Annotated in this window: 8 protein-coding genes and 2 pseudogenes; 1 reads left to right on the forward strand and 9 read right to left on the reverse strand. The window is 70.4% G+C overall.

The window, feature by feature from the left end; genetic code table 11:
* Positions 1-8 precede the first annotated feature (8 nt).
* The gene (locus OV079_RS13435) at positions 9-203 is read right to left on the reverse strand and encodes a hypothetical protein (protein WP_267768781.1); all 195 of its coding nucleotides are present in this window, start codon (positions 201-203) and stop codon (positions 9-11) included.
* On the opposite strand from OV079_RS13435, the pseudogene OV079_RS57825 reads away from it, so the two are divergent.
* Positions 202-861: pseudogene (locus OV079_RS57825) on the forward strand (FHA domain-containing protein); the annotation flags it as partial. The gene OV079_RS13435 and the pseudogene OV079_RS57825 overlap by 2 nt on opposite strands.
* Positions 862-1,352: 491 nt before the next feature.
* On the opposite strand, the gene ltrA reads toward OV079_RS57825, so the two are convergent.
* The 8 genes and pseudogenes from ltrA to dnaK all read right to left on the reverse strand — a co-directional run bounded on the left by ltrA (position 1,353) and on the right by dnaK (position 12,738).
* Positions 1,353-2,768 (reverse strand): group II intron reverse transcriptase/maturase, encoded by a 1,416-nt coding sequence (ltrA, locus tag OV079_RS13445; RefSeq protein ID WP_420829405.1) that lies wholly within the window; start codon positions 2,766-2,768, stop codon positions 1,353-1,355.
* Positions 2,769-3,232: 464 nt separating this feature from the next.
* A complete protein-coding gene (locus OV079_RS13450; RefSeq protein WP_267768785.1) occupies positions 3,233-4,651 on the reverse strand; it encodes a sigma-70 family RNA polymerase sigma factor in 1,419 nt (472 codons plus the stop codon).
* Positions 4,652-5,359: 708 nt separating this feature from the next.
* The gene (locus OV079_RS13455) at positions 5,360-6,976 is read right to left on the reverse strand and encodes a class I SAM-dependent methyltransferase (protein ID WP_267768786.1); all 1,617 of its coding nucleotides are present in this window, start codon (positions 6,974-6,976) and stop codon (positions 5,360-5,362) included.
* Positions 6,973-7,821 (reverse strand): archaetidylserine decarboxylase, encoded by an 849-nt coding sequence (gene asd, locus OV079_RS13460; protein ID WP_338089072.1) that lies wholly within the window; start codon positions 7,819-7,821, stop codon positions 6,973-6,975. Before asd ends, OV079_RS13455 begins: the two co-directional genes overlap by 4 nt.
* Positions 7,822-8,356: 535 nt before the next feature.
* Positions 8,357-9,327, reverse strand: a pseudogene (locus tag OV079_RS57830) (dihydroorotate dehydrogenase).
* A complete protein-coding gene (locus OV079_RS13475; RefSeq protein ID WP_267768790.1) occupies positions 9,324-9,677 on the reverse strand; it encodes an iron-sulfur cluster-binding protein in 354 nt (117 codons plus the stop codon). The pseudogene OV079_RS57830 and the gene OV079_RS13475 overlap by 4 nt, the downstream one beginning before the upstream one ends.
* The gene (locus OV079_RS13480) at positions 9,593-10,066 is read right to left on the reverse strand and encodes a ferredoxin reductase domain-containing protein (RefSeq protein WP_267768792.1); all 474 of its coding nucleotides are present in this window, start codon (positions 10,064-10,066) and stop codon (positions 9,593-9,595) included. Before OV079_RS13480 ends, OV079_RS13475 begins: the two co-directional genes overlap by 85 nt.
* 830 nt (positions 10,067-10,896) lie before the next feature.
* Positions 10,897-12,738 (reverse strand): molecular chaperone DnaK, encoded by a 1,842-nt coding sequence (gene dnaK, locus OV079_RS13485; RefSeq protein ID WP_267768793.1) that lies wholly within the window; start codon positions 12,736-12,738, stop codon positions 10,897-10,899.
* Positions 12,739-12,783 lie beyond the last annotated feature (45 nt).

Raw genomic sequence — 12,783 nt, forward strand, 5'->3', positions numbered from 1 at the left:
CGCGCGGGTCAAACGCCCGCGGGCACGCAGATCACCCCGCCGGTCGCGCCGCAGACCTCCTCGGGCGGCACCGTCATCGATCCGCCGAAGCCGCCGCCGGCCAGCAAGGCGCCGGTGGCCGTGCCCCCGCCCGCGGCCCCGTCCGCGGTCCCGACCCCGCCGGCCGCCGATGCGTCGCAGAACGGCTGCAACGCGTGCGGCATGTCCAACCCGCCGGGGTTCTTGTTCTGCGGTCGTTGCGGCAACCGCCTGGGCGCCGCCCCTGTGACTCCGCCGCCCGCGGCCGTCACGCCGCCCGTCACCGCCCGCCCCTCGTCGCGGCCCAAGCTGCGCGCCGCGCTTCACCTGCTGCGCGAGGACGGCAGCGACGGCGGCACCATCGATCTCGAGGACGGCCCGATCCCCTTCGGTCGCGACTCCGGCTCGCCCTTCGATCAGGACTTCTACCTCAACCCCAAGCACTGCGCCTTCACGGTCGAGTCCGAGGGGGTTCGCGTCGACGATCTCAGCCCGGTCAACGGCGTCTACCGCAAGATCGAGGGTCGCATCGAGCTGCAGCACGGCGACACCTTCCGCGTTGGCCAGGAGCTCCTCTACTACGAGGATCTGCCCGAGGCCGAGGCGCTGGCCGACGGCACCGAGCGCATGGGCAGCCCGAACCCCGGCTACTGGGGCCGGATCAGCGTGATCGTCGACGGCGGTCGCGCCTGCGAGGCCGTGCCGATCGTCGGCAACGAGTTCATCGTCGGGCGCGAGCGCGGCGACCTCACCTTCCCCACCGACGGCTATGTCTCGAGCACGCACTGCCGGATCGGCGGCGACGACGACGGCGTGTTCCTCGAGGATCGCGGCTCGTCAAACGGCACCTACCTGCGCGTGCGCAGCGGCCAGTGCGTCCCCTTCGGCAGCCTGCTGCTGATCGGCCAGCAGCTGTTCCACGTGCGCGAGCTGAGCCGCTCACTCGGCGGTCGGAACAGGCACTGCGCCCGGCTTGAAGAAGACCGGGCGCAGCGGCTTGCCCTCGACCTCGCGGTACGTGAAGGCCTGCGGCAGCGCGCGGGAGGTGCCGTCGCCGAAGTCGATGCGCACGTCGACCGTGCCGAAGCCCTCCGCCTCGGGCGTCTTCAGCGAGATGTGGCGGTCGTCCTCGATGACCACCGCACGGGCCGAACGCATCCCGACGTAGACCACGGCGGGTCCGTGGCCGAGGAAATCGGAGCCGATCACCCGGATCGCCTGACCGCCGTCGCTCCCGCCGTCCGCGGGCTCGAGGCGCGCTCGGACGGGCGGCCGCACGCCAGGGCGGCGGACGCGAGGACGAGAAAGCGAAAGCCGGCGCGCATTGGTAGATCCTATGACTTTCTGGGCGGTGCACCGCCCCGAGGTTGCCCAGGACCCCCTGTCAAACCGTGCGTGCGGTTTTCCCGCACACGGCTTACCGACGGTCTTGGAGGAGTGGCATGCGCCGGGTAGCGCACGGTCGTGCGGAGCCTGTGGAGGCCCATCTCGTAGAGGCGTTCTGCGGGCCACTTGTTCGGCCAGAAACGCGACCGCTGTCCACCGCGTCGCCACAGCCAGCGCACGACTCTCTCGCGCACGTAGTGGTCGACCTGGGTGAATTTCTTGTCGGCGTTACCGGTCTTGAAGTAGTTGCCCCACCCGCGCAGCACCGGGTTGAGGGACGCCATGATCTCCTTCACGTCCTTGGCCCGGTTGCGCTGCACGGAGGTCAGCGCGTGGACTTTCTCGCGGACACGCTTCATGGCGCGCGGCGAGGGCCACCGCTGCATGAAGTGGTACTTCGGTAGGCGCTGGATGCTGCGCCGCTTGCGGAAGGTGCAGCCGAGGAAGTCGAAGCTCCCACGGCCGTACCGCATGTCCACCAGGCGCGTCTTGTCCGGGTGCAGCTCGAGCCGCAGTCGCGCGAGGATCTCTCGCGCCTTCTGCAGCGCCGCCTTCGCCGTGGACTCCCTGCGACACATGAGCACGAAGTCGTCGGCGTAGCGCACGAGCAGCCCGAGGTGCGAGCCCTCGGCCTCCCACGCGCGGTCGAAGGCGTGCAGATAGATGTTGGCCAGCAGCGGCGAGATCACGCCGCCCTGGGGCGTCCCCGCGATCGTCTCGCGGGTCTTCCAGTCCTCCATCACACCTGCTTCGAGCCACTGACGGATCAGCTTCAGCACCCGCCGATCCGACACACGCTCCTTCACCAACTCGATCAAGATATTCTGGTCGATGTTGTCGAAGAAGCCCCGGATGTCCGCGTCGACGATGAAGACGTGGCTCTGGTTGCCGGCCTCGCGGACGACCTCCATGGCCTGCTGCGCGCTCCTCTCCGGACGGAAGCCGTGGCTGCACGCCAGGAAGTCCGCCTCGAAGATCGGTTCCAGCACGATCTTCGTCGCCGCCTGCACCACTCGATCCCGTACCGTCGGGATCCCGAGCGGTCGCTGCCCCCCGTCCGCCTTCGGGATGTACTGCCGCCGCACCGGCTGCGGTCGGTAGCGTCCCTCACGCAGGTCGGCCGCGAGCTCGCCGAGCCACTTCGTGACCCCCGTCTGCTCGATCGCCTCGATGGTCACCCCATCGACGCCGGCCGCCCCGCGGTTCCTCCGCACACACTTCCACGCTTCCCACAGGACGTCATCCCTGTGGATCCGGTCGTACAGCGCGTGGAAGCGCCGTGTCTTGCTCGACTTGGCACACTCCCCAAGCTTGCGCTGAAGTTCTCGTACTTTCTCTTTGGGGTCGTTGGGCCCGCAGGCCATGCCCTCGCACTTACCCTCAGCGTCAAGCGCGACCGAAGCAGGGGTCCTTCCCTCCACGGCGTTGTCCGCCGCTTCGCAGGTACTACGACCCCCTCGGACTCCCTCCTGGCACGACAGGATTTCACGCTCTGCGCTTATACCGGCCGCTTTACCCGACGTAGGTCGCCAGGGAGGGTCTCTCCTGTTCCGCACCGTTCCTTCACTACGTGCCGCCGCCACTACCCCGGGGAGGTCCAGCGCACATTCCGGAACCGACACGCTGTCCGTCGCCTTCGCCCTGACATGACGGGCTCGGCCCTCCCGAACACCTTTCGGCTGATGATCTGACGAGGCTTGCTCGGCGTTCACTACGCGTTGCGGCCCGCAGCTCCGCTCCCTGTCGCAAGGGACAGGCTTTCGACACCCCGCTCGGGCCTCGAGGATCTCTCCTCGGACCTGGGGTCTGCTTCCGGGCGCTCCGGCGCTTACCCGGGCGGGACTCTCACCCGCTGAAACGGTGCAGCATGACGCGGCCGCGCCGCCCCCTTCGGGGCCGAGCTCGTCCGCGTCTTCAGGACGCACCATGGCGGGAACATACCACCAGGCGCACCGGCGCGAGCCGCGAGGATCTCGGGGTCACACGACTTCGCGGCGCTTGAGCTCGCGGCGGATCTTGCCGAGCGCCTGCTCCTGAGCTGGCGGATGCGCTCGCGCGACAGCGAGTACTGCTCGCCGATCTCCTTGAGCGTGAGCTCGTCGCCCGAGTCGTCGAGGCCGAAGCGCTTGCGCAGGATGTCGGCCTCGATCGGACGCAGCTGCGTGATGACCTCGCGGACCTGCTCGCTGAGCGCCTCGGCCTCGAGGTTCTCGCCCGGCGCGGCCGCCTCGTCGTCCTCGAGGAAGTCGACCACGCGGCGGCCGTCGTCGTCGGAGACCGGGCGATCGAGGCTGATCGCCTGGTCGAAGATCACGGTGCCCATGCGCTCGATCTTCTCCGACGCGAGGCCGGTGTGCTTGGCCAGCTCCTCGAGCTGCGGCTCGCGGCCGTGCAGGATCTCGAACTCACGGCGGGCGCGCGACAGCTTGTGGTGGGCGTCGATCATGTGCACCGGCAGCCGGACCTCGCGGCCCTTGTCGGCGATGGCGCGGCTGATCGCGTGGCGGATCCACCACGACCCGTAGGTCGAGAAGCGGAAGCCCTTGCGATGGTCGAACCGATCGACGGCCTTCATCAGGCCGATGTTGCCCTCCTGAATCAGGTCCTGCAGCGGCATGCGGCCGTGGTTGAAGCGGCGCGCGATGGACACCACGAGGCGGAGGTTGGCCTTGACGAACGCGTTCTTGGCGACGCGCAGCGCCTCTCCGGCCTGTTTGACGCGCTGCACGTAGAGCTCGAACGGTCGGCTGCCCTGACGCGGGGGATTGACCTGCATGTTGAGGCCCTCGCGGCGACCGGCGTCGAGGCCCTCGAGATCGGCGTACACGAGGTCGGAGACGACGCCGTCGAGGTCGACCTCGGAGGCGCGCTCGACGAGCGTGTGGCAAGCGGCCTCGAAGGCGGTGCGCGTCGCCCGGGTCTCGCGGTCGCGGAGATTGCGAGCGCTGGTCCGTAGGGCGTCGAGTTCGCCGCGCGGCACGTCCTCGTCGGTGAAGCGCGCCTCGATCAGCGCGACGATCGGCTCGACGAACGGCGGATAGGCGAGCATCGCGGTCCAGTAGGCGCGGCGGAGATCGGCGATCCGCGTGGCGATGGTCAGCTCTTCCTCGGGGCTCATGACGCCGAGGCCGGCCATCTCGCGGAAATACACGCCGAGGAAGTTCGGCGACTCGTCGTTGGCAGCGGCCTCGCTGCCGCCTTCACGGACGCGCTCGGTACGCTCGGCGCGCGGACGGGCCGGGGTCACCGCGGGGGTCACCGAGCGCGGATTGGCCGCGGCCAGCGAAGTGCGCGGGCGGGCGCGAGCGAGCTTGGGGGGGCTCCACGGGTGACTTTGCGGCGTGCCATGATGGACCTCGTTGGGTTGGGGTGCTAGTTTCGGGCCAAGCTAAGGGGCGAGTATTCGTGTCGCGGAATCCGCGGAATAGTCGTCTAGGGTGGGATAGGACCGGCTTCGCGTGCTTCGGGCCTGCATTGGTAGTGTCGCCAGGCTCGACCGGGATCACGAAGGACCCCTTGTTAGGCACCGTTTGGGCGCCTTCTGCTTCGAGGTCCTACGCAAGTCCGAGGTGGAAGTTTCATCACCCTCTGCGTCGGTAGAACTGCGCAGATGTAGGTGTACCTCGGCCGTTTTGTCTCACATGGAGCCGCGCACAAGAGGCTTGACGACGCGATAGCGGCTCGTTCCGCGGACCTGACCCAAACTGGGTACGGACCGCGGTCCCGTCCAGGGCATCGCGGCCGCAGCGCTTGTGATCTTCCTCCGTCGGCTTGACACGCGCTCACGAGGGGCGGAACCCGCGAGACACCGCTGTCATTCCCTCTGACATCGTTGTCACGCGGGCACGACGCCTCTGCGCGACGATCGGACGCAGATCAGACGTCGTCGCGACGCTGCGCGAAGATCCAGATCTCGGGCGACGCGCCGCCATAGAAGCGACCGCGAGTGTCGCGACTACCGGACAGCTCGATCACCCGCGCGCCCATCGTGGCGAGCATCTTCGCCAGCGTGTGCGGAGTAGGCGCGGATCGAGATGTGATGCTCGAATTGCCGACCGTCCTCGAACACCACCGTTCGGTGGATGCGGACGCGTCCGGTCGCGAAGTGCATGTCCGCCACGTCGAGCACGAGGCAGCCTCGGCCCTGCCACCACGACCGACACGGCAAGACCCCCATCAGGTAGTCGCGGTTGAACACCTGCAGCGCGAGCTTGCCGCCAGGCTTGAGCACTTCGACCATGTCCTGCAGGCACTGTCGGTTCTGCTCGTCGCTCTCGAAGTAGCCGAAGCTGCTGCCCAGGCAGGTGACCGCGTCGTACGTCCGATCACGCGGCAGGCTCCGCATGTCGCCGTGCAGGATGTCGAAGTTGAACTTGCTGGCCTCGTTGCGCCGGGCGGCTCGCAGCAGCTGCGGCATCGCGTTGTCGAGGCCCGTGACGTCGAGGCCCAGGGCGGCGAAAGCCTCCGCGTGGCGCCCGTCGCCGCAGGCCACGTCGAGCAGCTTCTGTCCGCTCGCGAGGTCGAGCGACTTCTGGACGAAGGCGGCGTCGATCTCGGCGCTGGCGTCGGCGTCGACCGGGAGGATCGCGGCGTAGTGGTCCCCGAAGACCTCCTCGTGCCAGTTGCGGCGCTTGCGGCCGTCGCTGCGCGGCGCGGGCGGGGTCGAGGTCGACGGCTTCGGCGGCGGGGCCTTCTCCGGCGGCGGTGGCCGCGGCGGCGCAACAGGCTTCTCGGCGGCGGCCGGCGGAGGACGCGGCGGTCCTGCCTTCTCCGGAGTCGGCGGCGGACGCGGCGGTCCCGACTTTTCGGGCGCCGCAGGGGCAGCCGCGGGCGGACGCGGCGGGCCCAGCTTCTCGGCGGCCGGCACCGGGCCGGTCGGTTGGCGGGGCGGCGGCACGTGGAGCGGTTTCTCGACCACGGGCGCCGGACGGGCCACGACGACCTCTTCCTGGACCTCGAGCGCGTCGTCCTCGATCTCGTCGTCGGCCTCGGCCTCCGCGGCCTCGTCCTGGATCTCTTCCTCTTCCTCGACCTCCGCTTCGGCCTCGGGCTCGGGATCGTCGACCGGCAGCAGGGACGCCGACGCGGCCACCGCCGACATCACGTCCTCCACGTCGTCGTCGCGCGGGCTGGGCTCCAGCCCGGGTGCGAGGCGCTCGAGCGCCATGACGTCGTCGTCATCGTCGACGAGCGCGCCGTTCAAGCGCGTGAGCGACGGGATGACCATGCCCGCCCCTGTCTCCGGCGGGGTCGGAGCCGGCGCAGCCGGGCCGATCGGCCGCAGCTCGATGGTGAGCCCGCTGCCGTTCGCCGGCTCCGAGAGCGGCGCTGCGGCGGGTTTGGGACCGGTGGGCTGCTTCGCCGGGGCTCCCGGAGCCGACCCGTTGACGGGCCTCCCGGACCGCGTGGCGGTGATCGTGGGGATGATGATCCCGGCCGGCGGCGCCGGGGGCACGAGCATGCTGCGCAGGCGATCGTCGATCACGTCGAGCGAGTCGACGCCGCGCGCATTGCCGCGCGGGATGATCGTGAAGTCGAGCAGCCACTCCTCGGGAGATACCTGCCAGGTCATGCGACGTCGCCTCGCTGCAAGAGGGGCTGGCCCATGCGCACTGCAGTGGGCTCGTCGGTCGGCGCGAGCGGACGGACGCCGGCCTGGGTCAACACCACCACGGTGCTGCCGAGGTGGAACACGCCGAGCTCGTCGCCCTTGCGCAGGCGCACCGGCGGGTCGCACTCGACGCGCTGGATCTCGCGCGGATGCGGCGCGATGTGGCGATAGGCGCAGCTCATGTGGCCGACGCCGAAGGCCGCGATCATGACCACCGCGATCGTGCCGAACGGGGAGTCGAGGACGTGGATCAGGCGCTCGTTGAGGGCGAACAGGCGCGGCGCCCGCTCGAGCGCGGCGGCAGTGACCGGGAGCAGCCGCCCCGGCACCGCGACCACGCGCTGCGCGGTGCCGTCGCACGGGGTGTGCACGCGGTGGTAGTCGCGAGGATGCAGATAGATGGTGGTGGCCAGGCCGCCGAGGAACGACTCGGCGAGCGCGTCGTCGGCGAGCAGCTCGCCGAGCGTGTACTTGTGCCCCTTGGCGACCACCGCGGTGTCGCGCTCGATCGGCGCCATGCCGCGGAGGAGGCCGTCGCACGGGGCGCTGAGCACGTCGCGGCGCGCATCGACCGGCCGCGCGCCCGGTCGCAGGCGGCGGGTGAAGAAGGCGTTGAAGCTGTCGTAGCCGTCCTGCATCGAGCGCGGGTCGACGTCCTCGAGGTCGACGCCGAAGTAGCGGACATAGGCAGAGACGAAGGCGCGACTCAGCGGCCGCGGCAGACGAGCGCGGGCGGCCGCGCCTAGGGCCTTGCTCGCAGCGCTCGCGCCCCAGTCGGGTGAAACGTCGAGGACTGCGGCCGCCAGGCGAGCGCGCCAGGGATTTCACGATCCGACATCAGCGACCGGCAGCGTATCCGAGGCCGGGTTTTGGCCGCAAGCGGCGGCGAGGTCCGCGATCCTCGCGCGTGGACGCGCGCCGACGCGGCCGCTCGGGAAGCCCAGGGAAGACACCCTCCCCACCGCACAATAGCGGAACACCTACATTCTCCGGCCGACGCGCACCAACCGCGCGCCGGCAGCGCTCGGCTTGCCTGGCTGAAAGACCAGGATCTGCCGGAGCCGCCGCTCTCGGCGCGGGACCCGTCGGAGGGACACGCGCACCTGGCCCAAAGGGCAGGTCAGGCTCGTCGGCCCGTGCGCGCCGCCGGCATGGATCTGTCTCAAGGAACAGGATCGGCCCTGCGCGCCATCTTCGACGCAGCCGCGGGACGTCTACACCGCCATCCTCCGGACGGCGCCGAACGCCCTGCGCCTGGTCGACCGCGCTCAGCCCTGCTCGCCGCCCGGGGAGCGCTCTCGCCGACCGCGCTCGTCCCCGCCCCACCGCCCCCAGCAGCGCCTAGCTGCTCATCCACGGGGACTCGACGAGGTACTCCGGCTCGGCTGCGTGCGCCTGGAGACTGCCGATCGCCGCGCGAGCCGACAGGAAGCCGAGCGTGCCCAGCAGCGTCCGCAGCTCCTCGGTGATCCGCACGCCCGCGCCGGGCTCGGCGAAGTTGGCGGTGCCGACCTGCACGCAGTGCGCGCCGGCCATGAGGAACTCGAGGGCGTCCTCGCCGCTGAGGATCCCGCCCATGCCGCAGATCGGGAGATCCGGCAGCGCGCGCGCGACTTGATGCACCATCCGCAGGGCGATCGGCTTGATCGCCGGACCGGAGAGACCGCCGTAGGTGGTGGCGATCTTGGGCCGGCGCGTGCGCACGTCGATCGCCATGCCGGTGATCGTGTTGATCAGCGACACGCCGGCGGCGCCGGCCTTCTGCACCGCGTCGGCCATGGCGACGATGTCGCTGACGTTCGGGCTCAGCTTGACGATGATCGGGACGCGCGAGACCTCGACGCAGGCGCGGGTCAGTCGGTGCGCGACCTCGGGGACGGTGCCGAACTCGATGCCGCCCTTCTTGATGTTCGGGCACGAGATGTTCATCTCGAGCGCGTTGATCCCCTGCCCTGCGCCGAGCGGCGCGCGCAGTCGACGTAGGTCTCGAAGTCGACGCCGAAGAAGTTGACCCACACCGAAACGCCGAGGTCGCGCAAAAACGGCAGCTTGTCGCGCAGGAACGCCTCGACACCGACGTTCTCGAGGCCGATCGAGTTGAGCATCCCGCCGGTGGTCTCGCAGATCCGCGGCAGCGGGTTGCCGAAGCGCGGCAGCGGCGAGATGCCCTTGGTCGAGATCCCGCCGAGCGCGCGCAGGTCGGTGAAGGCGGCGAACTGCTGACCGTAGGCGAAGCAGCCGGAGGCCGCGAGGATCGGGGTGCGCAGCGCGACAGGGCCGCAGGAAGTGGTGAGGTCGATGCCTTCGGTCATGGCCAGCGCACCTCGCGAGCGTCGAACACCGGGCCGTCGGTGCAGCAGTAGCGGTAGGGTTTGGCGCCGTAGACCGGCACCGCGCAGCCGAGGCACACGCCGAAGCCGCAGGCCATGTTCTCCTCGAGGCAGAGGAAGGCCTGCACGCCGCGCTCGAGCACGAGGCGTCGCACCGCGGCGAGCATCGGCGTCGGGCCGCAGGCGAGCACGCGCACCGCCTCGCCCGTGCGCTTGGCGGCGTCGAGGCGCGGCGCCAGGGCGGCGGTCACGTAGCCGCGCACGCCGGCGCTGCCGTCCTCGGTGGCGAGGTTGGCGGCGACGCCCCACGCGGCCAGGTCGTCGAGCAGCACCAGGTCGTCGCGGTCGCGGCCGCCGTAGTACATCTCGACCTGTCCCGAAGACCTGCCCGATGGGCCATCCGCGCGAAGAAGTGGAGCGGCGGCAGCCCGACGCCGCCGGCGACCAGCAGGTCGCGCACGCCGGCGTCCGGGCGCGGGAACGCGGCCCCGAGCGGGCCCGTGGTGACCAGGCGATCGCCGGGCTCGACCCGCTTGAGCCGCCGCGTGCCCTCGCCGTAGGCCTTGGCGAGGATCGAGAAGTGCCTCGGATCAGGCGCGTCGAGGATCGAGAAGGCCCGCGGGTTGAGCAGCTCCCTGCCCCACTCGCCGCGCAGCATCACGAACTGGCCCGGGACGGCGTCGGCCACCGGGGTCGGCGCCGCAGCGGCGAGCTCGAGCAAGAAGTAGCCGCCCGGAGGCGACGGTTGGCCTCGACGCGCACCTCGAACTGTGCCGCGGTCATCGCGGGCGAAATAGGCCAGCCGGGCCCGCCAGACAAGCGCGCGGGGCGTGACCTTGCGCGCGGAGCCGCTCGCCCGGGAGCGCCGCTGCGAGGCTCGTCGGCGCGGGTTCGATCACGCGCGCTCACGAGCTGCGCGCGAGCCCGCGATCGCTCCCCGCGCCGGGCCTGGCGCGTGCCCCGGCGCTCGGCATGCGCCACCGCTCGCGGGACGAGAACCTCCGCGCCCGGCGAGGCGCGCGGCTGGACGTAGCGAGCGACATGTCGTCATACACATGCTTGATAGGACATGTCCAAACGAACACTCTCTCCGACACCGCATAGCGACGGTCGCGGGCGCTCGTCACCCGCGCTTCCACGCTGCGCTTCGGATCGCCTGTCCCTGGGGACATGTCCACTCCGACCCAGGATCCAAGACGACCGCCGCCCTCGCGCAGGCCGCCGCGCGTCCGCGCTGCCCGCCTCGGAGCGCCTGTCCCCGCGGACATGTCATCTCGTCCCCACCTCACGAGCGCCGGCGCGCCCGTCGGCCGCCCCTGAGGCTGCTTAGCATCGAGGTGCTCGTGCGCGACCGGCCGCGACGCGTCAGCGCTGCCCCGCCCCCGGCGCGCCTGTCCCCGCGGACATGTCCTTCATCCCGCATCACGGCGGCGCCAGCGATAGCGGCGCCTGGCGGCGAATCAGCGCTGCGTCGCTTCGGCGAGCGCGAACAGGTCCGCTCCCCCCACGTGCCGCCGCGCCGCCCATCGCTCTCGCCCCGCCGGCCACGCGTCAGCGCTGGGCCGCTTCGGAGCGCTTGTGGGCCACGTTGCGGAACATGCTGACCGTGCGGTCGAGGCTCTCCAGCGTGTCGCCGAGGGCGCGGGCGTCGGCGCGGGCGAGCTCGCCTTCGGCGCGGCGGACGACGGCCTCGGCCTTGGCGATCGCGTCGCGGCCGAAGCGGGTCCCGGACATCGCCTCCTGCACCTGCGGCAGCAGCTCGCGGATGCTGTCGATCAGCTTCTCGCACTGCTGGCGCCGGCGCTCGAGCTCCTCCGAGGCGCGCAGCTCGATCATGTAGGCCTGCGACTGCTTGACCAGCTCCTTGAGCTCGTCCTCCGTCAGGCCGCTGGTGGCGGTGACGGTGATGCACTGCTCGCGGCCGGTCTCGAGGTCCTTGGCGGCGACGCTGACGATGCCGTCGACGGAGATCGAGAAAGTCACCTCGACCTCGACCTGGCCGCGCGGGGCCTTGCGCAGGCCGCTGAGGATGAACTCGCCGAGCAGCTCGTTCTCGGCGGCCTTCTCGCTCTCGCCCTGCAGCACCAGGATCTTCACCGACGTCTGGTTGTCGCGCACGGTGGTGAACACGTGGCCGGCGCGTGTCGGGATGGTGGTGTTCTGCTCGATCAGGCGGTGAAAGTAGCCGCCCACGATCATGATGCCGAGGCTGTGCGGGGTGACGTCGAGCAGCAGGAGGTCGTGCTGCTCGTCGACCAGCGCGGCGGCCTGGATCGCGGCGCCCAGCGCGACCACCTCGTCGGGGTTGACGCCCTTGCACGGCTCGATCGCGAAGAACTCGGCGACGCGGCGCTGCACCAGCGGCATGCGGGTCATGCCGCCGACCAGCACGACGTCGTCGAGCTGCTTGCGATCGACGCCGGCGCTGGCGAGGGTGCGCTCGCAGATCTTGATCGTCTGCTCGATCAGGTCCTCGGTCAGGCCCTCGAGCTGCTGCTGCGTCAGCGGCTCCTGCAGGTGGAACACCTTGCCGCTCGGGCTGGTGTGCAAAAACGGCAGGTCGACGATCGCCTCGCGCGCGCTCGACAGGTCGCAGCGGGCCTTCTCGGCCGCGTCCTTGAGCCGCTGCATCGCCATCCGATCCTCGCGCAGGTTGACGCCGGTGTCCTCCTCGAAGGTCTCGATGAGGTACTGCATGACCCGCAGGTCGAAGTTCTCACCGCCGAGGAAGGTGTCGCCGGCGGTCGAGATGACCTCGAACACGCCGTGGCCGATGGCGAGGATCGAGACGTCGAAGGTGCCGCCGCCGAGGTCGTACACCGCGACCTTGCGCTCGAGGTTCTTGCCGAACCCGTAGGCCAGCGCGGCCGCGGTCGGCTCGTTGATGATGCGGATGACCTCGAGGCCGGCGATCCGCCCGGCGTCCTTGGTGGCCTGGCGCTGGTTGTCGTTGAAGTAGGCCGGGACGGTGACGACGGCCTTCTCGACCGGCACGCCGAGGTGCGCCTCGGCGATCATCTTCATCTCCTGCAGGATGAAGGCGCTGATCTCGGGGACGCTGTAGACCTGGTCGCGGATCTTGAGGCGGATGTCGCCGTGCGGGCCCTCGGCGATCGTGTACGGGCAGGTCTGGGCGACGGTGCGGCCGGCGGTCGAGTTCCACTTGCGGCCGATCAGGCGCTTGGCCGCGTAGATGGTGTTCTGCGGGTTCGTGAGCACCTGCCGCTTGGCGAGGTGACCGACCAGCCGCCGGCCGCTCTCCGACAGCGCGACCATCGACGGCGTGGTGCGGTACCCGCCCTTGTTGGGGATGACCTTCGGGACACCTTGCTCGACGATCGCCACGCAGGTGTTGGTGGTCCCAAGGTCGATCCCGACGACGTGCTCGGCCATGACGAGGTCGCAGAGGTACCACGCTCAGGGCGTGAGCTGCCGCGC

It is taken from the genome of Nannocystis pusilla (genome assembly GCF_026626665.1).
GTDB classification, from domain to species: Bacteria; Myxococcota_A; Polyangia; order Nannocystales; family Nannocystaceae; genus Nannocystis; species Nannocystis pusilla.

Excerpts from the sequence above, each read along its gene's own strand:
- OV079_RS13435 (WP_267768781.1), bottom strand. The coding sequence starts at position 203 with ATGCCGCACGCGTTGCAGCCGTTCTGCGACGCATCGGCGGCCGGCGGG.
- ltrA (WP_420829405.1), bottom strand. The coding sequence starts at position 2,768 with ATGGCCTGCGGGCCCAACGACCCCAAAGAGAAAGTACGAGAACTTCAG.
- OV079_RS13455 (WP_267768786.1), bottom strand. The coding sequence starts at position 6,976 with ATGACCTGGCAGGTATCTCCCGAGGAGTGGCTGCTCGACTTCACGATC.
- dnaK (WP_267768793.1), bottom strand. The coding sequence starts at position 12,738 with ATGGCCGAGCACGTCGTCGGGATCGACCTTGGGACCACCAACACCTGC.